Source organism: Aquimarina sp. (assembly GCF_977115655.1).
Window position 1 is genome coordinate 31,392 of sequence record NZ_CDSBKO010000008.1, and the last position, 21,385, is coordinate 52,776.

At 37.9% G+C, this 21,385-nt stretch carries 31 protein-coding genes; 23 read left to right on the forward strand and 8 right to left on the reverse strand.

What is annotated here, in order from left to right:
- The first annotated feature begins 164 nt into the window (after positions 1-164).
- From ACZIYX_RS04850 to ACZIYX_RS04865, 4 genes are all read left to right on the forward strand, one after another.
- Positions 165-335 carry a hypothetical protein gene (locus tag ACZIYX_RS04850; protein WP_462681073.1) on the forward strand — a complete coding sequence of 57 codons (171 nt, stop codon included), beginning with the start codon at positions 165-167 and terminating at the stop codon, positions 333-335.
- A gap of 95 nt (positions 336-430) precedes the next feature.
- Complete coding sequence (locus tag ACZIYX_RS04855) at positions 431-1,279, forward strand: hypothetical protein (protein WP_462681074.1); 849 nt, start codon at positions 431-433, stop codon at positions 1,277-1,279.
- 96 nt (positions 1,280-1,375) lie between these two features.
- A complete protein-coding gene (locus ACZIYX_RS04860) occupies positions 1,376-2,023 on the forward strand; it encodes a hypothetical protein (RefSeq protein WP_462681075.1) in 648 nt (215 codons plus the stop codon).
- A 7-nt stretch (positions 2,024-2,030) separates the two neighbouring features.
- Positions 2,031-2,813, forward strand: coding sequence for a hypothetical protein (locus tag ACZIYX_RS04865; RefSeq protein ID WP_462681076.1), 783 nt, complete (start codon positions 2,031-2,033; stop codon positions 2,811-2,813).
- A 59-nt stretch (positions 2,814-2,872) separates the two neighbouring features.
- Here the strand turns inward: ACZIYX_RS04865 and ACZIYX_RS04870 are convergent, their stop codons facing one another.
- Positions 2,873-3,190 (reverse strand): hypothetical protein, encoded by a 318-nt coding sequence (locus ACZIYX_RS04870; RefSeq protein ID WP_462681077.1) that lies wholly within the window; start codon positions 3,188-3,190, stop codon positions 2,873-2,875.
- On the opposite strand from ACZIYX_RS04870, the gene ACZIYX_RS04875 reads away from it, so the two are divergent.
- From ACZIYX_RS04875 to ACZIYX_RS04965, 19 genes are read left to right on the forward strand one after another with little or no spacing between them, the layout of a single operon-like run.
- Positions 3,189-3,449 carry a hypothetical protein gene (locus tag ACZIYX_RS04875; protein ID WP_462681078.1) on the forward strand — a complete coding sequence of 87 codons (261 nt, stop codon included), beginning with the start codon at positions 3,189-3,191 and terminating at the stop codon, positions 3,447-3,449. The two genes, ACZIYX_RS04870 and ACZIYX_RS04875, sit on opposite strands and share 2 nt — an antisense overlap.
- Positions 3,433-3,660, forward strand: a complete 228-nt coding sequence (locus ACZIYX_RS04880) for a hypothetical protein (protein ID WP_462681079.1) — start codon at positions 3,433-3,435, stop codon at positions 3,658-3,660. The genes ACZIYX_RS04875 and ACZIYX_RS04880 overlap by 17 nt, the downstream gene beginning before the upstream one ends.
- A 50-nt stretch (positions 3,661-3,710) precedes the next feature.
- On the forward strand, positions 3,711-4,229 hold the full coding sequence (locus ACZIYX_RS04885; RefSeq protein WP_462681080.1) for a hypothetical protein: 519 nt from the start codon (positions 3,711-3,713) through the stop codon (positions 4,227-4,229).
- A gap of 5 nt (positions 4,230-4,234) precedes the next feature.
- Entirely contained in the window at positions 4,235-4,993 is a 759-nt protein-coding gene (locus tag ACZIYX_RS04890) for a hypothetical protein (RefSeq protein WP_462681081.1), read from the forward strand.
- Positions 4,990-6,669: a YncE family protein gene (locus ACZIYX_RS04895; protein ID WP_462681082.1), complete on the forward strand. Its 1,680-nt coding sequence runs from the start codon at positions 4,990-4,992 to the stop codon at positions 6,667-6,669. The genes ACZIYX_RS04890 and ACZIYX_RS04895 overlap by 4 nt, the downstream gene beginning before the upstream one ends.
- Complete coding sequence (locus tag ACZIYX_RS04900) at positions 6,666-7,136, forward strand: TIGR02594 family protein (RefSeq protein ID WP_462681083.1); 471 nt, start codon at positions 6,666-6,668, stop codon at positions 7,134-7,136. Before ACZIYX_RS04895 ends, ACZIYX_RS04900 begins: the two co-directional genes overlap by 4 nt.
- Before the next feature lie 31 nt (positions 7,137-7,167).
- Entirely contained in the window at positions 7,168-7,620 is a 453-nt protein-coding gene (locus ACZIYX_RS04905; RefSeq protein ID WP_462681084.1) for a hypothetical protein, read from the forward strand.
- Positions 7,617-8,111: a hypothetical protein gene (locus ACZIYX_RS04910; RefSeq protein WP_462681085.1), complete on the forward strand. Its 495-nt coding sequence runs from the start codon at positions 7,617-7,619 to the stop codon at positions 8,109-8,111. The genes ACZIYX_RS04905 and ACZIYX_RS04910 overlap by 4 nt, the downstream gene beginning before the upstream one ends.
- A 12-nt stretch (positions 8,112-8,123) precedes the next feature.
- Complete coding sequence (locus tag ACZIYX_RS04915; RefSeq protein ID WP_462681086.1) at positions 8,124-8,648, forward strand: hypothetical protein; 525 nt, start codon at positions 8,124-8,126, stop codon at positions 8,646-8,648.
- 35 nt (positions 8,649-8,683) lie between these two features.
- A complete protein-coding gene (locus ACZIYX_RS04920; RefSeq protein ID WP_462681087.1) occupies positions 8,684-8,815 on the forward strand; it encodes a hypothetical protein in 132 nt (43 codons plus the stop codon).
- Positions 8,812-9,354: a hypothetical protein gene (locus tag ACZIYX_RS04925; RefSeq protein WP_462681088.1), complete on the forward strand. Its 543-nt coding sequence runs from the start codon at positions 8,812-8,814 to the stop codon at positions 9,352-9,354. The genes ACZIYX_RS04920 and ACZIYX_RS04925 overlap by 4 nt, the downstream gene beginning before the upstream one ends.
- Before the next feature lie 2 nt (positions 9,355-9,356).
- Positions 9,357-9,599, forward strand: coding sequence for a hypothetical protein (locus ACZIYX_RS04930; protein WP_462681089.1), 243 nt, complete (start codon positions 9,357-9,359; stop codon positions 9,597-9,599).
- Positions 9,600-9,604: 5 nt separating this feature from the next.
- Complete coding sequence (locus ACZIYX_RS04935; protein ID WP_462681090.1) at positions 9,605-9,949, forward strand: hypothetical protein; 345 nt, start codon at positions 9,605-9,607, stop codon at positions 9,947-9,949.
- Positions 9,946-10,308: a hypothetical protein gene (locus tag ACZIYX_RS04940; protein WP_462681091.1), complete on the forward strand. Its 363-nt coding sequence runs from the start codon at positions 9,946-9,948 to the stop codon at positions 10,306-10,308. The genes ACZIYX_RS04935 and ACZIYX_RS04940 overlap by 4 nt, the downstream gene beginning before the upstream one ends.
- A gap of 37 nt (positions 10,309-10,345) precedes the next feature.
- Entirely contained in the window at positions 10,346-10,633 is a 288-nt protein-coding gene (locus ACZIYX_RS04945) for a hypothetical protein (RefSeq protein WP_462681092.1), read from the forward strand.
- A 1-nt stretch (position 10,634) separates the two neighbouring features.
- Complete coding sequence (locus ACZIYX_RS04950) at positions 10,635-11,078, forward strand: hypothetical protein (protein ID WP_462681093.1); 444 nt, start codon at positions 10,635-10,637, stop codon at positions 11,076-11,078.
- 16 nt (positions 11,079-11,094) lie between these two features.
- Positions 11,095-11,721, forward strand: a complete 627-nt coding sequence (locus ACZIYX_RS04955) for a glycoside hydrolase family 73 protein (RefSeq protein WP_462681094.1) — start codon at positions 11,095-11,097, stop codon at positions 11,719-11,721.
- Positions 11,722-11,734: 13 nt separating this feature from the next.
- Entirely contained in the window at positions 11,735-11,881 is a 147-nt protein-coding gene (locus ACZIYX_RS04960; RefSeq protein ID WP_462681095.1) for a hypothetical protein, read from the forward strand.
- The gene (locus ACZIYX_RS04965) at positions 11,878-12,369 is read left to right on the forward strand and encodes a D-Ala-D-Ala carboxypeptidase family metallohydrolase (RefSeq protein WP_462681096.1); all 492 of its coding nucleotides are present in this window, start codon (positions 11,878-11,880) and stop codon (positions 12,367-12,369) included. The genes ACZIYX_RS04960 and ACZIYX_RS04965 overlap by 4 nt, the downstream gene beginning before the upstream one ends.
- A 202-nt stretch (positions 12,370-12,571) precedes the next feature.
- Here the strand turns inward: ACZIYX_RS04965 and ACZIYX_RS04970 are convergent, their stop codons facing one another.
- The 7 genes from ACZIYX_RS04970 to ACZIYX_RS05000 all read right to left on the reverse strand — a co-directional run bounded on the left by ACZIYX_RS04970 (position 12,572) and on the right by ACZIYX_RS05000 (position 21,363).
- Positions 12,572-13,042: a hypothetical protein gene (locus tag ACZIYX_RS04970; RefSeq protein WP_462681097.1), complete on the reverse strand. Its 471-nt coding sequence runs from the start codon at positions 13,040-13,042 to the stop codon at positions 12,572-12,574.
- 132 nt (positions 13,043-13,174) lie between these two features.
- Positions 13,175-13,405, reverse strand: a complete 231-nt coding sequence (locus ACZIYX_RS04975) for a hypothetical protein (RefSeq protein WP_462681098.1) — start codon at positions 13,403-13,405, stop codon at positions 13,175-13,177.
- 37 nt (positions 13,406-13,442) lie between these two features.
- Complete coding sequence (locus ACZIYX_RS04980; RefSeq protein WP_462681099.1) at positions 13,443-15,791, reverse strand: TonB-dependent receptor; 2,349 nt, start codon at positions 15,789-15,791, stop codon at positions 13,443-13,445.
- A gap of 102 nt (positions 15,792-15,893) precedes the next feature.
- Positions 15,894-16,334 carry a hypothetical protein gene (locus ACZIYX_RS04985; RefSeq protein ID WP_462681100.1) on the reverse strand — a complete coding sequence of 147 codons (441 nt, stop codon included), beginning with the start codon at positions 16,332-16,334 and terminating at the stop codon, positions 15,894-15,896.
- Between the two features lie 177 nt (positions 16,335-16,511).
- Positions 16,512-17,792 carry a hypothetical protein gene (locus ACZIYX_RS04990; protein WP_462681101.1) on the reverse strand — a complete coding sequence of 427 codons (1,281 nt, stop codon included), beginning with the start codon at positions 17,790-17,792 and terminating at the stop codon, positions 16,512-16,514.
- The gene (locus ACZIYX_RS04995) at positions 17,789-18,145 is read right to left on the reverse strand and encodes a hypothetical protein (protein ID WP_462681102.1); all 357 of its coding nucleotides are present in this window, start codon (positions 18,143-18,145) and stop codon (positions 17,789-17,791) included. The genes ACZIYX_RS04990 and ACZIYX_RS04995 overlap by 4 nt, the downstream gene beginning before the upstream one ends.
- A gap of 89 nt (positions 18,146-18,234) precedes the next feature.
- Positions 18,235-21,363 (reverse strand): fibronectin type III domain-containing protein, encoded by a 3,129-nt coding sequence (locus ACZIYX_RS05000; RefSeq protein WP_462681103.1) that lies wholly within the window; start codon positions 21,361-21,363, stop codon positions 18,235-18,237.
- Positions 21,364-21,385: the final 22 nt, after the last annotated feature.

The following is a 21,385-nucleotide window of genomic DNA, read 5'->3' on the forward strand; positions in this document are numbered from 1 at the left end:
TTTACTACACCTCTCTCTTCTGTATTTCCTATTACCTCTACGATCTTGTTTTTTTTGCAACCCCGTAGTAAATATGGTGCTAGGAATATTGGAATTACTACCAGAATTTAGCCCTTCAAGGTTTAGAAACCGAGCCACCTATTTACTAAAAAAAGACAAAAGAAATGGCAAACGAAAAAGATTTGGATTATGGAGCTATCGCAGCGGTAATTGTAATATCCGCAATAGCTTTTACAGGAATTGGAGCATTTTATGTTCGCCCGTTATGGGACAAGAGAAAAGCCAAAAAACTGGCTGCAGCGAAAAAAGCCTCGCTGGCAAAGTCTGTATCCTAAACCTTTAGAAAGGTTGGATCTCCTGTATTTAACAAACCCTACCAAAAACACCCTTACAAAACCGCCATAGCATATGGCACAATACCAAAAACAAGATGAGTTACAATGATGAATTAATGCGCTATCAGGACGATGCCGAAGACCGCTATGATGACTTTGATGACCGTTTCGAGGAATATGACGAAGAAGAAGACCATTACGATACCGGATTAGAAGGTCTGGAAGACGACTATGCCAGTTATGAGGACGAACCCGAAGAAGAAGATACCTATATGGAATACGAAGAAGATTATGACGATTACCGTCGTAGTACCCTTGGCAAGATAGACGCTAACGACCGTACCTTGACAGTAACGGTTAAAAACACTACCGATGAAGAAAAGATTGCCACCATTTTTGGTGGAAATAAAGAAGTTGAACAACCCGATGGCGTTACGGTAGAAGTTGGGGAAAGCAGCCATAAGGAAGTTCGGGAAGAAAGTAAAGCCAATCCATTTCGGATTGTCGGGTTAAAATATTCGGTAAGTGATGCCTTGCAGTTTGACAATGTACTGAAGATTGTCAATAAAACCGCCTCGGGAACCATTACCACCCGTGTATGGCAACCCAGAAATTCCAGTTCCCCACAGAATTTTGACAAAAACATGGTAGATTCTGGTGGATTTGCGATGAATGTGAGCGGACAGAGCTCTATAGAACTAACGATCAATCCCCAAACCAAAGCAGTATTTACCTTTACGATTCGGGTACGTGCCAATATGGGCAACCTTTTAAATGGGCGCAATGTAGCTGAACTGTCCCGTACGCCACGAGCTACAGGACTCCCCCAATTGGACATGATGCACCAAAGGCGACCAAGGGTATTGGGCAGAAGAATAAAACGCAGAAAACGTGCTTTACCCTCCAAGGCTGCTACCTCGCATTTGAAAAAACGAACACGATAATACATTCGCTGATTTTTGTTTTCCAAAAGGATACAGTCTATAGCATACTGCTTTGGCTGTATCCGCTTTTGGAAATCCTAACCGCAACCCAAACCTATGAGAAATTCAACTATACCCAAGGGATTTGCACAAAACAGCATTGCATATATTGTTTATAGTAATCCTGCCCCGGTGCGAAGCCTGTTGTATGACTGCGGGTATGAACCCCCAAAGAACATACACCATTTGGTAGAAGCTACAAAAGAACTGGTGCAAAAAAACGGAACTGCCATTATCTCCAAACTAATGGAAGTACATCCCGATAAAAAAGCAATCCTGAGCCTACAAAAAAAAGAAGCCCCCAAAAAAGGAAGTTGTAATTCCTGTAGTGAAGACAACTATCTGGAAGAAGATAATTTCTGTGGTTCTTGTGGGCATTCCAATTATATGGGATCTGGGGATGAAGACAGCTTTTTAGATCAGTTTAGCGATACCTCGGATAAGGAACTGGAGAAATACTACCACCGTATCGTCAAAAAATCCAATGCCAACCCAAAAGATGCCAAGCTTGCTGGGGAAGTACAGATGGTATGGAACGAATTACGGCAACGTCGCCTGTTACAAACCGATACGCCCTCAAAAGAGGACACTCCCATTGCTATAGTAGAAAAACCCAAAAGCAACTCCTTTAACAAAGAAGAACTGCTTTTTATAGGGTTGAGCTTTCTAGGTGGGTTTATGCTATGTTCGGTATTAAAAAAATAAACAAAATATGAAGACCAGAAAACAACAAGATTATAATCAGGCGATTGATTTGATCAGTCACTTGATCTTAAAGCGCCCCGATACCGTAATCTCCTTGTTAGGGGATCATGGCATACGGTTTAGAGAAGCTCCCAATCGCAAAGAGCTTATTGCAGCTACCGTTACCATGCTAAAAGATACCGAATCTAAATTTATAGAAGATTTGGGGGATCTGGTTACAGTGCATATCCAGAAAAATGGCAAAGAGCTATTGCAATTAGAAAACAAGGAGTACCATGCTTTTGTGGAAGAAGAGGAAGAAGATGCGTTTTGGGGCGCATTGGCAAAAGGAGCCATAGGGATTGTCGGAGGTCTTTTAGGTAAAAAACGAAGACGTCGAAGTTCTGGAGGAGCAAGCAATACCAGCAGTAGTTCTGCCAATAGTGCAGCACTGGCAGCTTCCCGTGCAGAATCCCAAAGGATTGCCGACCAATCCCGAAGAATCCAGATGGACATGCAACGCCAGGTGCAGGAAATGCAGCGACGCGAACAGGAACGTCAGGCAAAACAACAGGAAGAAATGCGCAGGCTTCGGGAAGAACAACGAAAAAGGGAAGAAGAGCAAAAACGTCAGGAAGAAGCCCGAATCCAAAAAATGAAGGAAGAAGCCAAAAAATCCAGAAATACCATTCTTATGGTTGCTGGAGGTGTCGTGGGATTGTTACTGATCGGGGGAATTGGCTTTGTAGCTACTAAGAAACCTGCTGCTATGGTTCCAGGATATGCCCCGCCAATGCCCCTAACCCGATAAGTAACAACTATGATAGAAGTTCCTGTACCGTATCGATATGCTAGTAAAACGGCAGAAAGCTATGATCCTTTTCTAAGGAGACATTCTAATCGAAGACCGGGCAGGACCCCCCGACGGATTTCTGGTCGGGTATTTACGGCAAGACGGCTATCCAGACCTGTAGGAAGGACACCCAAAAAACCAATCCCCAGAGCTGTAGCCCCATTTCGTATGGTACTACCGAGACAGAAACCCCCGATGCAAAAACCTCCTTGGCGGTTTCCTTTTGTCCCTGTTACGCCAGTTTCCAAACCAAAGAAAATCACCGTTCCTAAAAAGGTACTGCCCACCAAAGTAGTACCTCCAAAACCAAAACGTTCATCCAAACCGAAAGCCATGCCAAAAATGATTTCCATGAATTTCCCTGCTCCCAGTGCTGCACCTCCCAGAGGTAGCAACAGAGCAACAGCAGATCCAGACCAAACACCAGAAGAAACCATGCCCATAAAAGAAAATAGCCCCTTACAAGAACAAAAGAAGAAAAAGCAGAAAGCAACCATGATCAAAATTGGGGTTACCGCTGTAGTAGCACTTGCTGCGGTATGGTATTTCACTTCTTCAATTTCTAAAACCAAAACCAATGGACATACTCGCTAAAATTACCGAAACCGAAGTTACTACCCCAGGAGAAATTCCATTGGGATTTCTATTTGCCTCGATAAAGAATATTGGGGACAGCCCCGTTACGGTAAATTCCGTTTCCCTGGCCCCGGGAGAAGCAAAAGGCTATCCCTTTGTAGGAAAACCCTATACCGCAATCCCTTACGATACCAAAGATTCTACCCTTCGGATGTTATATGTGCTATAAACCACAACTTAGCTCTATACACCAGATAAACCCATAAAAAATAAGATCCCATGATAGCAGGAGAAACAGAATACCTTTTAGAACAGCAATTTCAGGAAGATTCCTATGATGATTTTTTGTTCCGATCCAAAGAAGAACGTGCCAAACGTAAAGCTGCCAGAAAAGCCAGGCGTTTGGCAAGGCGAAATATCCGTATTGCCAAACGGGAAGATAAACGTGCCAAACGTATCGCAAACCGACAAAGCGGAAAAGGCACTTTATTTTCCAAACTAGGAAACGTATATCAGGATTTAGGAGGTGGTGCAGCGATTGGTAGTGCGGTGGACACCATCCTAAGCAAGCCCGTTCCTATACCCGATATGGATTCCCAAACTCCAGAAAAAGACAAGGATTACTCCTTCGGTTTGCAAGCAAAAGATGCCAATACTGCTTCGGGTTCTTCAGAGAAAAAGAAAACCAATTATACCCCCATCATCATTGGCGGGGTAGCATTCACTTTGGTGGTTATTGCCGGGGTGGTGCTATATAAAAACAACCAAAAAGAATACGTACACATAACCAAATCCTAAGCCGTATGCTCCTTCCCATTCCTTCTAACAGAGAAGCTTTTACGATTTCCCTTACCATACAAGCGGTATCTGCCGTTGCTATTGGAATTAGGGTATACGATCCGTATCGGGAAAACACCCATTATTTTCGAAGGAAAGCCCAGTTGGAGAAAGGACAACAGCGTACCCTACAGATTCCTTTACCCGTATCTGCGGAGTATCTGGAGATGGAGGTTTATGATAAAAAAGAGCCGAAAAATTCCAAGAGCTTTACTGTAGTAGATTTTCAAATCGAGAAAATGCCAGCAAAGCAAATTTGGGCAAGTCCAGAACAGAACCGTTTTATGGATTTTGCAGTACAGTTTGCACAAAAGGCAGGTTATGTTCCTGCGGGGTTTTATGACAGTCCTACGGGGGAATTTTTGTTCCAATACCTGCCTGCCATTGTAGATGGATTCGGGAACGAACTTATTACCCCTGCACGAACACATCGCAAGATGCCCAGAGTGCAGATCTCCCAACGGCTCTTTACCACCTTTACCATTCCTGTACGGGTAGCTATTTTGGCGCATGAAGGATGCCATTGGTTTTTGAATACCAGAAGCCAGAAGACCGCAGATTTGTGCGGTATCCGGCACTATCTGGATTATGGGTTTCCAAAAATTGAAGCGGTATATGCTGCAACCAAAATATTTAGCATGTACCCTGACCTAGTAGGACAAGCACAAATACAGCGTACCAAAGATATCATGGCATTTATAGACCAATATACCCTTGCACAATGAAAAAAAGTACAGAACTTACCTTTATACTGACGGGTATTGGATTGGCAGCACTTTGGGCATTATGGGGTACTTCCAGAAAAAAGGATAGTACCCCTATAGAGCCTATAGATACAGAAGATCAAGCAGAAGAAGATGGGTTTATAGCCCCCACAGATAGGATATTACCAGAAGAAGTATATACTCCTGTGATCCTACCCAAAAAATTACGATCCAAAAGAGTGCTTGCTGCTCCTGTTCAGAAAAAAGAGCAGAATGCGTGGTTAGATCATAACTACGATACCACCCAGCTTACCATACACAATACCTCGGATATAGAGCGGTCTGTGCATTTGTGGAGTGGCAATAGACAACCCCCAATCAGTCCCTTGCTTGACGGGGATGTACCCAAACATCTGGTACAAACCATTTCCACAAGTACTGCTGGTGGTACAGGGATCTATCCGCAAGCAGTACTGGTCAATCCTTATAATGGGTATACCTATATCGCGAACCAATTATCGCATACCATCACCATCCTTTCGGATGGGGTTGTAAAAAAACAAATCCCTCTGCACGCGCCTAATGGCGGTGCAGGAAGCCCTTATGGAGCTTCGCCAGTAGACCTGACCGTGAACTCCCTGCCCAATTCCCCAAACTACGGAAAGGTCTACGTGGCAGGTATTTTAAATAATACCGTATCCATCCTTACTACCGATCTGGAAGTAGAAAATAGTATTTACGTAGGAAACCGTCCTATCGGAATTACATTTAATCCCATCAACGCTAAAGTATATGTAGCCAATATTGCAGAGGATACCGTAAGTGTTCTGGATACCCAAACCAATACCGTAGTAAACACTATAGCAGTAGGTAAAGCGCCAAGGAGTATGGTGGTACATCCAAAAACAGGAGAAGTATATGTATGGAATTCTGGGGACAATAGTAGTACCGTTATCGATACGCAGGATGGCATTACCACGATTCCCGATATAGGAAATGGGCTTACTACCGGGGTATATAGCCCCGTAAAAGATCAGGTCTATGTTGTGTCTTCTACAGATGCTATGGTATATGCTATCGATACCCAGACCAAAACAGTAGTTGCCAAAATACCCGTGGGAGCTTCCCCATACCGAATACTACGGAATCCCAATACGGAATTTTTATATGTAGGAAACCGAGGGGAGAATACCTTTTCGGTACTCGATCCTGCAAGCAATACGGTTCGCCATACCTTCTCGTTGAGAGCCGTACACACAGGAATCGCTATCGATCCTGCTACCAATACCATATATAGCAGTACCCCATTTTCAGCGACGATCTCGGTAATTACCTATAGCGCACAAACCAGTGCGGTAACCATCAATGAAGGCTATACCGAAAAACAGCAGGATTTTATATATAACCCTGCCCGTATAGAACATGTCAAATTTGTGCTTTCAGGGACGCAGCGGTTTTCGGTATTACAGGTAGTGGAACAAACCATAAACGGAACGATAGACACCCATGCCATTTCTTTTTCCAACTATGCCAGCCCACAGGATTTTGCCAATATCTCGGAAGTTACGGGATTAAAAGGGTTTCTGCTAAACGGGAGAAATGGATGGGTGTTTTCTATTGCACCAAAACAAACCATTACCATTCTTACCTACTACCAACAGATACAACGACAACACCTTTTAAAAAACACGATATGAGAAACGAATGTATTTCTATTGCGCTTCAGGAATATGGGGTTACCGAAAAAAAAGGAGCAGCACACCATCCCAGGATCCTTATGTATTTTTCCGATATCGGACACTCCTGGGTACAAGAGGACGAAACAGCGTGGTGTTCTTGTTTTGCGAATTGGGTTGCCCAAAAAGCAGGCTATATCGGAAGTGGCAAACTCGATGCACGCTCTTGGCTTGGTGTAGGGAAATCGATACAAAACCCTGTATTGGGAAGTATCGTAGTGTTCTGGAGAGAACGAAAAAGCAGTTGGAAAGGACATGTGGGGTTTTATATCGGGCATAGTGAAGACAGATCCAAGGTATACTGTCTGGGGGGCAACCAAAACAATCAGGTAAATATCCGCTCGTATCCTGCATATCGCGTATTGGGATATCGGGAGTTGGCTAAAAAGCCAGAAAAATCCTTTCGCATTCCTATGGGTATTGTATAACCGATATCCCTAGTATAAAAGCAATCCTATCATGACAGAAATCGAAGTACGCCACCGAAAGTTTTTAGTTCCAGAATCGGGAGATCCCTGCGAGCTGTGGATCTCCTATTTCCAAAGTTTACAAAAGGCAGTAGGAAGGAATAATGCACGAATGTTGTGGCTGGTAACGTGGAAATCCAACGGAAATAGTAGTTGTACCACCAACGCTGGATTTAATAGCTGGCTTGCCAAAAACAAGATCGATGTATCCAGCGCTGCCACCAGAACCATTGCTGATATTTCTACCATAGGGGGCAATATTGCAGGATTGGGCAAAAACCTCTCTGGGGTATTGTCTTGGGGGATACCACTAACCCTTGGTTTTTTGGTGTTGGTAATTGGGATGCTGTTATGGAACACGGCTAAAAAAGGGAATGCTACAGATCTGCTACAACTACATCCCGCAGGGAGAAGTGCCACGGTTTTAAAAACACTAATAAAATGAATAAAACCCTACCACTACAAATAACAGGAACCCTAAGTATTCTGGCATTGGCAGGATCGCTGTACTATAGATCGGTGGGTCGTAAACAAGATAAGCTTAGTAGTGCCATTTTACAGGTGCTAACGGCAAGATTACATCCTTCTACCAAAGGATTGGAGAATGAAAATGCATTGGATATGTACTATGCAGAACGGGTACTGGATCGGGTAAGCGGACGCATAGCGGTATTACAACCCAAGGTAGCCAAACGATTGGCAAAAAAACTACATTCTGGTTTTCGTCCCTGGTACCGGGGAGGCGATAAGGAAGAAGTGATCTATGGGGTACTGCGAAGCTTACAAGATAAGGTACAGGCATCCCAGGTAGCCAAACAGTACCATCAGGAATTTAAGATACATCTGATAGAACAGTTACAAAACCATTTGGATAGAGAGGAAATTAAAAAAGTATTGGAGATCCTACAGCGAATACCAAACTATAGAACCGTATAAAAAAATAAGAAGATGCAGATTACTAAAACAATGGGTTGGACTATAGCAGGAATAGGAATTATGGGTATAGGTGCAGGCGTGTATTTCTTTTGGCTACGCCCAAAAAAGAAAGCAGCAGCACTTCCTATGGATCTGTCCGTAGATCCTTTGGATTCTAAAGAGATAGTTAAAAATACCTTGGGAATTCCAGTAGCAGTACCCAACTGGAAAAATCCCTATGATATGAATTACATAAAGGATGTAAAAAATTGGCTAAGCGGAAAACGTATTCGGCAGCTTTCCCCAAAAGCAGCAGCTTCCTATGCCAAGACCTTAAAAAATGCTAAAAGCAGATGGGATGATGATGAAATGGAGGTCAACAAGGTGTTTCAACGGATACAAGATAAAACACAGGTAGCAAGTATTTCCAAAGCATTCTTTACTGCTTACAAAACCGATATGTGGCAATACTTAAAAAGCTTTTTAAGTACCAAAGAACTGGAAGAGTATGTGCATATCCCAGTGCGAAAACTACCCAAATACAGACTGCTCGGATAATCAAAAAAAAATACAAACATACCATGTTAGGGACTATGAAAAATAAAATACATACAGAAAAGACAAAGCAATCGGTCAAAGCAGCCAGAAAACGTCTGGGCAAGGCTTCTTTTTCCAAAGAAGATATTAAAGGAATGAAAACCAGTATACAAATGATTCGACCATGAGAAAAGACAATCCAATCCCACAAAAATTATGGCTTGCAGGGGCAATAGCAGGAGCAGGTATTCTTACCTACTATCTCCTGCGGGGTACTACCTCTGCTAAAGCCATACCCGAAGATACAACGCCACCACAAAAGAAAACCACCTATTTAAAACGGCAAGTACCTCTGCAAAAAGAAGCAGAAGCAGAAACAAAAACAAAAACAGAAACAAAAGTAAGGAGAGAAAAAGAGACACCAACAGTAGCGGCAACGCAGATTTTAACGGTTCCTGTGGATTCTGCGCCTTCTGTACCAGTAAGAGAGATCAACAAGCAAGAGGATAGCGTGTTCCCATTACAAATGGGAAGTACGGGCAAGGAAGTGGAACGCCTGCAAATATGGCTCTTGCGAAATCATGGATGGCAAGGAGAAATAACCAAAGTTTTTGATGCCAAAACCCTTGCCCTGGTGCAAAAGAGCATACAACAAGACATGGTAGATAAAGCGACATACGAAAAACACCAAATGGGAATTCCCATTCACCAACAAATACCACAATAAAGATGGCAAAACCAAAAAGAAACATTTCCGACTATCTGGATGCTTTAGTAGATAAAGATGGTTTAAAAACAGAAGTGACCATTACCCTTACCAATGAAACGATGGGAAAGATCGTGCTTAGCCTTTTGGCATCGGGTATTATAGTGGTAACGGTTTCTCATTTGATGAAAAACTATTTCCCCAACAGGCAACTTGGAAGCCTGCAAAAACAAGTGTACCAAATTCAAAAAAACCTTCAAAAATAAATGTTATGCAAGCTATCACAGAAAACCTGCTTACCTATTTAAGTACCCTGGACTGGGCATATATGATCACTTTTATCCTGATTGCCAGGATATTTAATTCTTGTACAGTAACCAAGTGGATTACTAACGGACTGGGGATTCGGGTTCGCACCCGGTACAGGGTACTACTTATTGGGGGCATCTATGGGATTTTTGTCTTTTTTATACGGGATTACACCTTGCAAGAAAGTGAAGTGCTATTGCAATCCTTTGTCTTTGCCATTGTGTTCCATAAATTCCTTTTAGAACTCCTGTTTGAAAAGATATTCCCAAAGCAAAGATCCCCGGAAAATACCAACGAAATTGTATGAGCCTGTGGAAAAACATACTTCCTGTAACTATCGGGATTGGAGTGTTGGTAGTACTATTTGTTTGGGTACTTCCCGCAGGGCAATCCCTACAGGGACAGCAAGATTCTAAAAAGTTGGAAGAACTGGAGTACCACAACACCATGCTTTTAGAAGTCAATACCATTCTGGAGGATAGAATATTCCTTTTGGAAGCACAAACAGATAGCCTGCAACAGGTATTAACAGAGAATAACCAAAATATAAGCACCCTAAAAAAAAGAAAAGATGAAAAAATACACCGTATGGATCGGTATACTGATGATGCCCTTTTTCAGTATTTCGCAGAATTTAACACCACAAGTAGTACAGATAAAGAATAAAAAACATTTTTGTTTTAATTCCGAACAATCCAAAGCATTGGCAAAATTATTGGAAATCGGCAAGTATAACGATTCGTTGGCAACGCAACTTTCGGACACCAATGTGACCCTTCGGATTTTTCTTCAGAAAAAAGATAGTGTGATTGCTTTTCAGAAAGCAAAACTAAAGAACTCGGCAACTATGGTAGATAACAAAAACCAAAGTACTACCATTCTTTTAGAGGCGATGCAAAAAAAAGACCGAAAGATCCGACGGGGGAAATTCCATAAAATACTGCTTACGGGAGGACTGATCGGGGTAACCACACTTTTAATACTACAATAATATGGAAACAGGATACCAAAGTGATGCCATAGAGATCACCAAAAATTTTCAGGAGGTATTTTCGGTTTTACCAGAAAACATAAACTCGAACAGTGTTTTTTATGTGGGCAATAGTAACATGTATACTGTTGTGAACAACAATTTAGTGGTATGTATCGACATACGCCTTCGACGGGTTGGTGGTGCAGGGCAAATTGGAGGTAATGGAGTGGAAAGTACTGTGCTAAAACTTCCTGTTCCTGCACAGGTAGACGGGGTAATATCCTGGACTGCACAAAGTACAGAGGGCAATCCCTTTTTTTGTAGGATTAGTTCGTATGGCCTTTTGGTTATTGAAGGATTTTTATCCTCTGACTTGGATGAAGTAGTAATAAATTTCCCTTCGTACATGGCTAAATATCCATTAGAAATTCCGAAAACCCCAATTTTTAATACCACTCCATAACGACAAAAATATATCTATGTCCTCCAACAAAGAAGCATTTGTAACCCGATACTATCCCCATGCCCAAAAAGCTGCAAAATCCTCTGGCATACCAGTGGTATTTGCATTGGCGCAAAGTGCATTGGAATCTGGTTGGGGGAAATCCATTACTGGCAATATGATGTTTGGGATCAAAAAAGGATCTGGAAAGAATTATGGGGGATGGAAAGGGGATACCCAACTGGTAACCACTACCGAATATTCGAGTTCTGCCACTAAACCATTTCCTTTTGTGTTTCCTGGATATCCCGTCCAGGCTTCTAATGGAAAATGGAAGTATAAGATTAAGGATGTATTTCGTGCCTATCCCAGTCCCTTTTATTCTTTTGTGGATTGGGCAGGATTACTGTTTAAAAACAAACGGTACCAGTATGCGCTGCAACATAAGAAAAATCCCTATCGATTTGCAGAGGAAGTAGCAAAAGCTGGATATGCCACCGATCCTGCCTATGCGACCAAGATCAAACGTATCATGAAGGATATAGAACAGATTATTGTTCTAAAAAAATTGCATAAAAAAAAGATCTCTCCAATTCCGATAGTACTTATGGGGATTGGAGTGTTGATTATCGGTGTGGTCGTATTTCAAACCAAACCTAAATAAAAAACCCTGTTACATGATTAAAAACCCAAATAGTACACAAAGCAATGCACTGGTTACCTTATTTCTAGCGGTAAGTATTATCAATATAGGCTATAGCATTTATATGAAGTCTAAAAGTATCGAATCCAAGAAGAAAGGATGTAACTGTGGCGCAAAATGAAAAAGCAAGAACAATACCTAATACTGACCTTTGGAACAGTTTGCCTGATTGGAATTAGCATGGCCATCTGGAAGAGAAAAAGAAAAAAGAAAAAGATATCGTTACAGGTATTTGATAGCCCCGATAGTAAAGGTTCAGGACGTTGTATGGATCGCAGGTTTATTGGAATGCTTCAGGAGTTGGAACGCAAAACGGGCTATCCTGTTTTTAAAAACATCAATTCTGGTGCGAGAACTCCCTATTGGAATGCGAAGGTGGGCGGGGTTTCTAATTCTGCTCATAAAATCCCTGTCTGTAAAGCTGCCGATATTCATGTTCCCAATACGGCAATTAGAAATAAACTAGTAATTGCTGCCAAATTAGTTGGTTTTAAACGTATCGGGGTGGGAAAGACTTTTGTACATCTGGATAGCGATACTTCTAAATCCCAAAATGTCGCATGGGGATACCCTTCTGGAACAAAGCCACCAATCAATCCGTTTGTATAGATATTAGAAAAAATTAATATATAATCAATCTTTCTTTAAGAAAAAGAAACAGTTATAAAGAAGTAAAAGCAGAGATATTGTCGTATGCAAATATGGAGAAAGTTCTAAACATGCAGAAGTTATAACAGAAATACAAAAAACCGTTTTACGTATGTAGCAATCTACACATATAAAGTTAAATCTTACTGCACTTTATAACTCCCTACTCTATAATCTCATCACCATATAATTCAGGGATAAAAACTCTACCTGCCAGAAACTGTAAAGCATAAATTACTCCAGGTAATAAAACCGATAGTAATATGGCTTGTTCACTTACTAATATCTTTGTTATGCAATGTTTTATATAGCCTACGACCCCATGATACGCATCTGTATATTCCAGATTATGAAAGTATTCAAATACTAAAAAGGATAGGATCAGTATCCAGTAAAAAGCGAAGAGAATAAAAAAATGTTTTTTGTAGTTCTTTATTTTATGGATCATAAAGGGAGCTATCCATGAAATAATAACAGTAGAAATAAGATAGATTAAATCAAAATATACAGGAATCCGGATCGAGAACAAATAGTCAAATTCCTCGATAACTAAGCCATGTGCTATCATAAGCGTTCCTATAATAGAAGCGTTTAAAATACTACTGGCAATATGAAATTTAATTATGTTGTTCATTAAATATAATAACAAGTGTTCCTTTTATCCTCTAATCCTCATTGTTCTCCAATAAACCATCTACGACTATCACATTGGACTACTCCCAATTTTTATTGTCTTGCCTTCTTCCTGCAACTATAAAACAAAATCCTATTTTAAAGTGCCACTCAAAATATTTTTAATAGAACCATTTATTTTTGTGATATGCTCCTCTAAATAATACTGGGCTTTTTTCTTCCTATATGCTTCCTCCATCATTTTAAGTATGGTTAGGATATCTTTTTTAGAAGTTGATTTTTTGGCAGCATAGTCTAAAAAAGCAATTCTCATTTGAGAATATGCTTTGTTCAGAGTTTGTACTTTTTCTTTATAGGATTTCATTTTTTATAAGATTTGTGAAAAATTTAATTTTTGCAATCTACTCCTTCAACACCTTATGATATAAATCTGCCAGACGTACTTCGATATAATTGATGATTTTAGTATCGGGTTTCCCCTCTATGTACATAGTATATATTCTATTCTCGTATTTATCCTTTAGTTGCTTAAATGCTCCTTTTGGATTTTGAATATCCTCCATTTTAAGATTCCATTTCTTCATAGAGGATAACATATTAGAATGAGCATTGTATTTCTTCTCTATTCTCTTTAAAGCTTCCTGATCTTCTGGTTTTTTATAGGTATTAAATTTAGCTTTGAGTATCGTATATTCATAATTCAGGTCAGAATTAACTTCCTGACCTTCTTTCAGTAACTTTTGAGATGCAGCATATATCCATTGGTCATATAATTTTTTAAAATCCCCATAGCTATACAGAGATTTTAAATACTCTAAAGCAGTATCCTTATAACGTTTATGATCTTTGGACTCCGCTTTTCTTAATGCTACTTTTAATAATTCCAGTTCACCTCTTTTTTGTGAAACCATTCGATCAACACCCAGTTCTTCACTTACCGATTTTATCTGTGAGGTAATTTCGGAAGGAGAGCCTTCATAAACGCGCTGTTGATAAGAGAAGTTTAATAAACGGTTTTTTTCTCTACGGAATTTTGGTTTTTTTAAACCAAAAGAATAGGTATACCCAAAAGTAGCGGTAAGTTCGCTTACATCTTTTTGGGTAGCTCCTGTTCTAAATAGCTGTATGGCACTAGCATTAAAATTATGTTTCTCTAATAAAACATACGTTATATTTAAACGTGCGTTGGATACCTTTGTTTTTCCCGAGGTACTTTGGGATTCGTTATAAGATAATCCAAGCCGAGTGCCAAGTGTTTTTTCTAAAAAACGTTTTCCAACACCTACATTGGGACCCCATGTGGTGGCATCCTCTGTACCAATAGTATTGTAGGTTACATTCACCCCGGTATGGATATCTAGGTTTATATCGGAAAAAGCAATAGTGTAATCGGTAGCAGCATTATGAAAGGTAGAAGCATCTCCCACACGAACAACACCACCTTGTTCATTTGCCACATCATTAAGCGCATAATTTAAAGAAATATTTTGAGTAGTTTCTTTTTTTTGGGAAAGCACATAGTTAATCCCAAGTGTCGCATTTTGGGAAAGCTGCCGATAATCCAGATTTTCTATTTCGTCATCCAGCAGATTATCATCATTGATAACATCAAACTGATTTGGTTTTATATTGGTGTAGGTTTGGAAATTAGAATACGATCCTGTAAAACTTAAACGGTCTGATGCTGTATATCCTGCATTAACAGCTCCTACAAAACGATTGGTGGCATTGGGTTTTATGTTTCTTAGATCGTCCCTTTGATATCCTACATTCATTGCCAAAGTAAGCTTGTCTTTAAAAAAAGAACTTGCCGTATTTAACGTAATGTTTTCAAAATCATTATTAAAAAAATAAGCACCCAAAGTCTCATATCCAGGATCGATACGTTCATATCCGATACCAACACTGGTTCTGCCAATGTTGTATGTTAAATTTGTTTGGAATGCATTGTAAAATTCTGTTGATGCCCTGTTATGGAACAAAAAAGAAGTAATCCCTTTACTACCTTCATTACTTTCTGGTGCGCGTACATCTTGCGTGATTGCTGTAGAGGCGTATTCTACACCCAATGTAAACTCTTTGGTGATCTTTACTTCGGTATTCAGGCTGATCACCAGATTTTCTTTTGGCAACACTCCTTTGGCTTCTGGTACAGAATCTATAGAGTTTATATTATCTTTTGCATAAAACCCGATAAGACCTATGGTAAACCGCTCCTTTTCAAAACTGGTTTTAAGTCCATATCCCATTCTTTGAAAAGCAGGAACGGTGCGTTCGTCTCCATCATCTGGGGTGGCTTTTAATAGTTCTCCTGCCATTGCACTAACTTTAAATGCTCCTGGTGGGGCAAGGTCAACACCTCCTCCTGTAAACTGATGCCCGCTTAGGGTATATGGAGAAAAGGTCATGGCAACATTTCCGATATGTGCTGTAGCCCATTTATATTTGGGGTGTAAACTTATACGGTTAAAGTTAAATGGTAATGCATAGTCCAGATTATCCCCTTGGTTGGTAAAGCTATACGAGACAGGTATAGCAAAACCATAGATGCTCACATTAAGGTTTCCCCTTAAAAAATAAGTAAAAGGCGCTCTATTGTTATTTTGGTTGGAATTATAATATACCCCGTTCGCAGAAACCACACCGCTTACCTTAATAGGTTTGGCTTTACCGACGCTCTCGATATCGATGCTTTGGGCGTTTCCTACCAAAGAAATAAGCATAAGAAAGAGTAGGGTATAGTTTTTCAATACCTATAGTTTTTTGTTTTTTATCTTTGTTTGAAACCTTTAACAAACCTAAAATCAACTAGAACATTTTTAGCTGATTTTAGGTTTCGTAATTTGAATAAGCTATTGCTTTTGGAATACTTCTTTAAAAATACTTTGGATGTCACCTTCCATAAAAGTACTTGATTTTGTTAGTTTATTTCCTTCTACAACTATGGTTACAGTACCTTTTTGAGCATTATCCCCATGACCAATAGTAAATTCGTATTTATTTTCTTTGCCTAAATTTTTCCAAAACCCAGATTGTGTGCTTCTTACACCACATTCTTCTTGACCCTCTGGCCCTATCATTTGATGAGGCTGTATAATAAGTGTTCCACTATCGTGAAATTCCATTGTTGTTCTTTTTTTGCAATCTGAAATATTTTCGGATTGGTCGTTGGTAAAAGTTTGTTCTAACTTCCACTTACCTAAAACTACATCGTTACTAGTATCATCATCTTTATTACAGGAAATAGATAATGCACTTAAAAACAAAGCTGCCACTAAAATTGCTTTTTTCATGGTTTTGAAAATTTGAGTTAATATATGTTAGTTATTAATGTTATTAAGTTTGGTTTTGTTACGTTTTTATTATTTTAATATTTCTAAAAAATATTCTGGTTCTGCGCGACCTTATACTTTTAACTTTGAATGTCATTACTTTATTTTGGTTAATCGCTTTTCAAAAGTTTTAATAAATCATTGATCCAAGTACTTACTTAATGCGGATTTATTTTCTTTAAGTACTTGAGCTAGTTTTTCTATATTTAAAATGCCATTAGCATCTTTAACCAATGGTTTTAATTTATTGATTTCTGGATGATTTGGATTATCTTCTCCATTTGAAAATTCTGTTATAATTTCTTGTTTAGAAATGGATATAAGTTCTTTTATCAAATTATCAGAATTATCTAATTCATTGTATATATTTAAATTCCCATCTACCAATTCAAAAACATTTGTTAGGTATTCTTGATTATTAGGAATAATTTTCTTTAAACATTTTATAAAAATTATTTTTTTCTCTTTTTTTGAATATTCGAATTTATGAATTGGAATAATTTCTGTTTTTTCATCTTCACTTGACAAGTTTATTGCTTTTATATGTCCTATAAGTTTTTTTATTCCTTCTTCTTTAAATTCTGATAGGTCATTTATGAAATAGGTGCAATACTTCTGATTAAATAAAGGAATCAAATAATCTGTTTTTATCTTTATCTTTTTAAAAGAAAAATTAGGACTATGTTTTTGAAAATCTTTGCTTACAATAACAGTTGGATTATTTCGCTCATAGATAGTTTTCAAAGAAACATCATTATCAAACATAGAGTTTCCTAGTTTGGAATATGCCTCTGATAACCTAAATTCATTTCCAACCCATGAAGATTTAATGAATTGATTAAATTTAGTATTATCAGAGTTTTTATTTTCAAATAAAGCATCGAGATAATCCAAGCCTAAGTTCGTTAAAAAGAATTCAATTGAAGATTTAGATTTATTTCTAACTAGTACCCATCTATTATTTTTATACTTTGACATTAAACTTACTACTATGGGAGTTTTTTTTCTTTCATCAAAAACATTTACTCTAATTATAGAGTATTTTTCATTTTTAAAAGTATATGTTGCTTTCCTTAGTAATTCCAAATAGTTTTTATCTCTATCTTGTGTTTTTATTCTTTCAAATTGTTCAGATGCCCACTCCAAGTCATCATCAAAATTATAGGACAACCATTTATTATCAAGTACTGACATTTGTGAAATCATTAACTCTTCGGGGGTATTATTTTTAACTTGATTAAAAAAAGAATATCTTTCTGTCAATTTTAAAACTGGTTGATATTTGATATATTCAAACTCATTATTTTCAATAGGATCTCCAAAGATGTTAGCATTAGAACAAACCCCATCAATGTTCTGAGCATCAACTCTTAATAAAATTCCTAATACTAGAATTAATAAAATTTTTACTTTAATCATTTTTTAATTTTTAATTTTAGAATTATTTGTTTTATAAATTTATATAACATAAATAAAGTTAATAAGAATAAAAAAGGAGATAACCAATCCCATATACCATATCTTGATCTTATAGTCTTGTCATTAACTTCAAAAATTCTATTTCCTGTTTTACCAACATAACGTAACTTTACTTTATCCCCAATAGAAAAATATTTTTGGCTTCCTCCTTTAATTGTATCTTTTGTCTGATCTATTACAATTGTATTAATATAGACCCCTCTTTCATTATCTGAGAGAGCCCCTTCTATAGACTCTATATCTATAATACTACCATATTTTATAATGTTAAAATATTTAATATTGATATACATAACTTTTAAACTACTTAAAAAGAGTAAAATAAAAATCAGAATAAATATTGCTGTTGATATTATGTTTATTAGTTTAGACATCATAAAAATTATTCAAGATAAATATCTTTAGCTTTTAAGTCAAAAACAAGTCTAAGATCACTTTCTAAATAGGTGTCAAAAACTAGAAATTTAAAATTAAAATTTTCTCTCCCAGTTAGCCATGTATCAATATATCCTTCTACTACAAAATTTGTTTTACCTAAATAAAAATAGCTACCTATTAAATGATTTTCTCCCTTGTACGGATAAATTGTTTTTGTACCCGCCTTAATCTCTAAAGCTAATTTTGCATAAAAATATTCATCAAGTATATCATTCGTTTTAAAACCGAAATCTGTAGTAAGTACTAGCCCACCAGAAATTTGAGGAACTGTTTTTTGTTCCTGTGTTTCATTTTTAGTTTTTAAAGAATATTTGAAATCGATCGTAGAACCTAACGCCATACCTCCATATAATTTACCTATGGCGACACCTAAGTATCCTATATCTTTACCGCATTCAATTTTTGCTAGATCTGCATATTGAAGCTTCAAATTAGTTTGCAATATATCATATATTTCCCGGCTCTCTTTGTCTTCTTCATTGTAGGTTTTAAGTTTGAATGCAATTTTTTTAGCTCCAACGAGTGCTTCAAAATTCTTCAAAATACTACCTTCACAAGGTAAAACTTTTTTAAATTTTTCATTGACTCTATTGAATTGTTCTAAAAAAGTTAAAACCTTATTGAATTTGCTTAAATAATCTGTTGAAGTTTCATATTGTTCTTCCCATTTAACATCAACACTTTTAGTCGTTTTTACTGGATAACCTACTTCCGCTCTGGTTTCAATTTTTCTATTAGTTTCTATAAGATTCCGAACAATATCTTTTTCTCCAATATCCTTAGGATCATTTCCTGAGGTACCTGCTTTATCATAATACCATTTAAAATCTATTTTAGCATATTCATTAGAATTTAAATTTGGTTCTATAATGGCATTATAAATGACTTCCTTTTTTGTTTGAAGAACACCTTTGTTATCTATCAAGTAAAGTGTTTTTCCTGACTTCGCAATTCTCTTAGGTTCTTTTTTATGAGTAGCTGTTAATTCAGTAAGACTAAATTCATCTTTTATAATATGAATATTTACTCTGATATCCTTTTTTTCTTCATACTCTGCTGCTAAAACATATCTATTAGGCATAGCTAGAACATTAAAAGAAACATCGTTATCAGTATCTGTGAATGCTTTAATAACTGCTATGTCATTAAAGTTTTTATAAACATCCCAAGTTATTTTTTCTCCTTTAATACCAATTAGCTCAAACCTTTGTAAAGGTAAATCTCTCTCGTATTGTATTTCAATCTTATCTCCATTCTTATAATCCTTACCATTATATCTTATAAAAATACTATTCTCAGTTTCTTCTGTTTCTGGATCATTAGTATCTGGATCTACAGGAGGATCTGTTACTACAACGGGTTCTTCTTCTGCAGGAGGATCTTCAACTGGTATTGGAGGGTCTGTAATCGTTGGATCAGGATTTGGATTGTCTGGATCTACAGGGGTAGTGTCTGGATCTACAACAGGTGTATCTTCTCCAGATCCAATACCACCGATTACATCCCCTACAGTATCAATAGCATCCCCAACCGTATCTCCTACAGTATCGATTACATCGCCAACGGTATCTACGGTATCCCCAATATCTACCATACCACCCCAATTGGGGTCATAATCACTAACCAATATGCCATCGATAAGTTCATAGTCATTATTGATTTTAATATCTACAAACCCTATTTTGATCCTGGTATCAGATAAATAAGGAACGGTAATATATCCCCACCCAGAAAACACACCAGTACCTCCTTGTGCAAGCTCACCTACAGCCGGGGATTCGGTATTTCCTGAAAGGACGCGTTTTACGGTTACAGGAAACTCCCCCGCAGTAAAAATATCATTAACCACTAAAGTTTGTAAAGGTTCTCGGTTATCTATATTTATCTGTGGAGTTACCCCACAGGTAAAATCTGAACCACCTCTGGTCGTTGTTGTAAATTCAAATATCCTCGAAAAAGTATATGCCCCATTTTCTCCGCATTTTCCACCTACACGATACTCATACGTAGTGTTTTCCTGTAATCTTTGTATGCGTGCTTGTTCGTTATATGCATTTACCTCGTACCATTTAGCATTGTCCCCATTCTTTTTTCGGTACTGCACCTTATATTGACTATGGTCATACCCTTGCCAATATACCATTGCAGAACTATTACTGTTACTTTCTGCTAAAACATATTGTGGAGCAGTACATTGTTTGGTATAGTAGAAATGATAAATTTCACTATATCCCTTGTTTTTAAATAACGATAATTCACTAATACCATCGGTTACTATAGCTCGAACCCTCCATCCATAAGTTTTATCTGGTAGTAAAGGGGTTTCCCCAGGACCATATAATGTCATATTCGCCCTAGTGGTAGTCTGGTATAATGGTGTGCCAGCCAAAAATGCTGCCTGCGGATCTATATTGTTGTCCCAAATCTCGACTAACGTAAATTCATATTGTACATTGGTAGCATTGATATGTCGAGGAGTCCATTGAAAAACAATATTTTGAGGATCTTTAAACATTACATTTTCTCCTCGAACTGGCATATTTAAAATAGGAGGATCGTTTAGTACTATATAAGCAGTAGCACATCCTTTTTCTCCAAGTTGTTGTCCTGATAGATAATCATACACCTCAAAACAAAACTGGTATAACCCCGCAGCAAGTGGTTGACTATATTGTTGTGGAGCTATTCCTGCCAAGTTTTCTAACTGAAAATAAGGACGAAGGTCGATATTGGTCAATCTTGTTGGAACGCCTCCATTTAATGTAATTGGGGTAGCCCCTAATACCACATCGGTACTACGTGCCGAAAAACCATTGTTTCCTTGGATAAATAATTTTAAAACGACTTGCCTGTTAAACTCATTAACATCTCGTAAAAGCAGATGAAATACCATACGGTCACTATCGGCAGTAGCATAATCGGATAGTTTTACACTATACGGCGGAAACAAATTACCATTGACCTGTACAGGGAGTTGTGCTATTGCACCTAATGGAGACAACATCCCAATAAAGAGTAGTAGCTTAAAAAGCTTTTTTTGCATCCTGCTAGTGGTTTGGTTGTGGATTTTCATCTGCTGTATCTTTATATCCGTT

What these genes read in the sequence shown, in the direction of transcription:
- ACZIYX_RS04850 (WP_462681073.1), top strand. Translation starts at nt 165, where the DNA reads ATGGCAAACGAAAAAGATTTGGATTATGGAGCTATCGCAGCGGTAATT.
- ACZIYX_RS04855 (WP_462681074.1), top strand. Translation starts at nt 431, where the DNA reads ATGAGTTACAATGATGAATTAATGCGCTATCAGGACGATGCCGAAGAC.
- ACZIYX_RS04860 (WP_462681075.1), top strand. Translation starts at nt 1,376, where the DNA reads ATGAGAAATTCAACTATACCCAAGGGATTTGCACAAAACAGCATTGCA.
- ACZIYX_RS04865 (WP_462681076.1), top strand. Translation starts at nt 2,031, where the DNA reads ATGAAGACCAGAAAACAACAAGATTATAATCAGGCGATTGATTTGATC.
- ACZIYX_RS04875 (WP_462681078.1), top strand. Translation starts at nt 3,189, where the DNA reads ATGCCAAAAATGATTTCCATGAATTTCCCTGCTCCCAGTGCTGCACCT.
- ACZIYX_RS04870 (WP_462681077.1), bottom strand. Translation starts at nt 3,190, where the DNA reads ATGGCTTTCGGTTTGGATGAACGTTTTGGTTTTGGAGGTACTACTTTG.
- ACZIYX_RS04880 (WP_462681079.1), top strand. Translation starts at nt 3,433, where the DNA reads ATGGACATACTCGCTAAAATTACCGAAACCGAAGTTACTACCCCAGGA.
- ACZIYX_RS04885 (WP_462681080.1), top strand. Translation starts at nt 3,711, where the DNA reads ATGATAGCAGGAGAAACAGAATACCTTTTAGAACAGCAATTTCAGGAA.
- ACZIYX_RS04890 (WP_462681081.1), top strand. Translation starts at nt 4,235, where the DNA reads ATGCTCCTTCCCATTCCTTCTAACAGAGAAGCTTTTACGATTTCCCTT.
- ACZIYX_RS04895 (WP_462681082.1), top strand. Translation starts at nt 4,990, where the DNA reads ATGAAAAAAAGTACAGAACTTACCTTTATACTGACGGGTATTGGATTG.
- ACZIYX_RS04900 (WP_462681083.1), top strand. Translation starts at nt 6,666, where the DNA reads ATGAGAAACGAATGTATTTCTATTGCGCTTCAGGAATATGGGGTTACC.
- ACZIYX_RS04905 (WP_462681084.1), top strand. Translation starts at nt 7,168, where the DNA reads ATGACAGAAATCGAAGTACGCCACCGAAAGTTTTTAGTTCCAGAATCG.
- ACZIYX_RS04910 (WP_462681085.1), top strand. Translation starts at nt 7,617, where the DNA reads ATGAATAAAACCCTACCACTACAAATAACAGGAACCCTAAGTATTCTG.
- ACZIYX_RS04915 (WP_462681086.1), top strand. Translation starts at nt 8,124, where the DNA reads ATGCAGATTACTAAAACAATGGGTTGGACTATAGCAGGAATAGGAATT.
- ACZIYX_RS04920 (WP_462681087.1), top strand. Translation starts at nt 8,684, where the DNA reads ATGAAAAATAAAATACATACAGAAAAGACAAAGCAATCGGTCAAAGCA.
- ACZIYX_RS04925 (WP_462681088.1), top strand. Translation starts at nt 8,812, where the DNA reads ATGAGAAAAGACAATCCAATCCCACAAAAATTATGGCTTGCAGGGGCA.
- ACZIYX_RS04930 (WP_462681089.1), top strand. Translation starts at nt 9,357, where the DNA reads ATGGCAAAACCAAAAAGAAACATTTCCGACTATCTGGATGCTTTAGTA.
- ACZIYX_RS04935 (WP_462681090.1), top strand. Translation starts at nt 9,605, where the DNA reads ATGCAAGCTATCACAGAAAACCTGCTTACCTATTTAAGTACCCTGGAC.
- ACZIYX_RS04940 (WP_462681091.1), top strand. Translation starts at nt 9,946, where the DNA reads ATGAGCCTGTGGAAAAACATACTTCCTGTAACTATCGGGATTGGAGTG.
- ACZIYX_RS04950 (WP_462681093.1), top strand. Translation starts at nt 10,635, where the DNA reads ATGGAAACAGGATACCAAAGTGATGCCATAGAGATCACCAAAAATTTT.
- ACZIYX_RS04955 (WP_462681094.1), top strand. Translation starts at nt 11,095, where the DNA reads ATGTCCTCCAACAAAGAAGCATTTGTAACCCGATACTATCCCCATGCC.
- ACZIYX_RS04960 (WP_462681095.1), top strand. Translation starts at nt 11,735, where the DNA reads ATGATTAAAAACCCAAATAGTACACAAAGCAATGCACTGGTTACCTTA.
- ACZIYX_RS04965 (WP_462681096.1), top strand. Translation starts at nt 11,878, where the DNA reads ATGAAAAAGCAAGAACAATACCTAATACTGACCTTTGGAACAGTTTGC.
- ACZIYX_RS04970 (WP_462681097.1), bottom strand. Translation starts at nt 13,042, where the DNA reads ATGAACAACATAATTAAATTTCATATTGCCAGTAGTATTTTAAACGCT.
- ACZIYX_RS04975 (WP_462681098.1), bottom strand. Translation starts at nt 13,405, where the DNA reads ATGAAATCCTATAAAGAAAAAGTACAAACTCTGAACAAAGCATATTCT.
- ACZIYX_RS04985 (WP_462681100.1), bottom strand. Translation starts at nt 16,334, where the DNA reads ATGAAAAAAGCAATTTTAGTGGCAGCTTTGTTTTTAAGTGCATTATCT.
- ACZIYX_RS04990 (WP_462681101.1), bottom strand. Translation starts at nt 17,792, where the DNA reads ATGATTAAAGTAAAAATTTTATTAATTCTAGTATTAGGAATTTTATTA.
- ACZIYX_RS04995 (WP_462681102.1), bottom strand. Translation starts at nt 18,145, where the DNA reads ATGTATATCAATATTAAATATTTTAACATTATAAAATATGGTAGTATT.
- ACZIYX_RS05000 (WP_462681103.1), bottom strand. Translation starts at nt 21,363, where the DNA reads ATGAAAATCCACAACCAAACCACTAGCAGGATGCAAAAAAAGCTTTTT.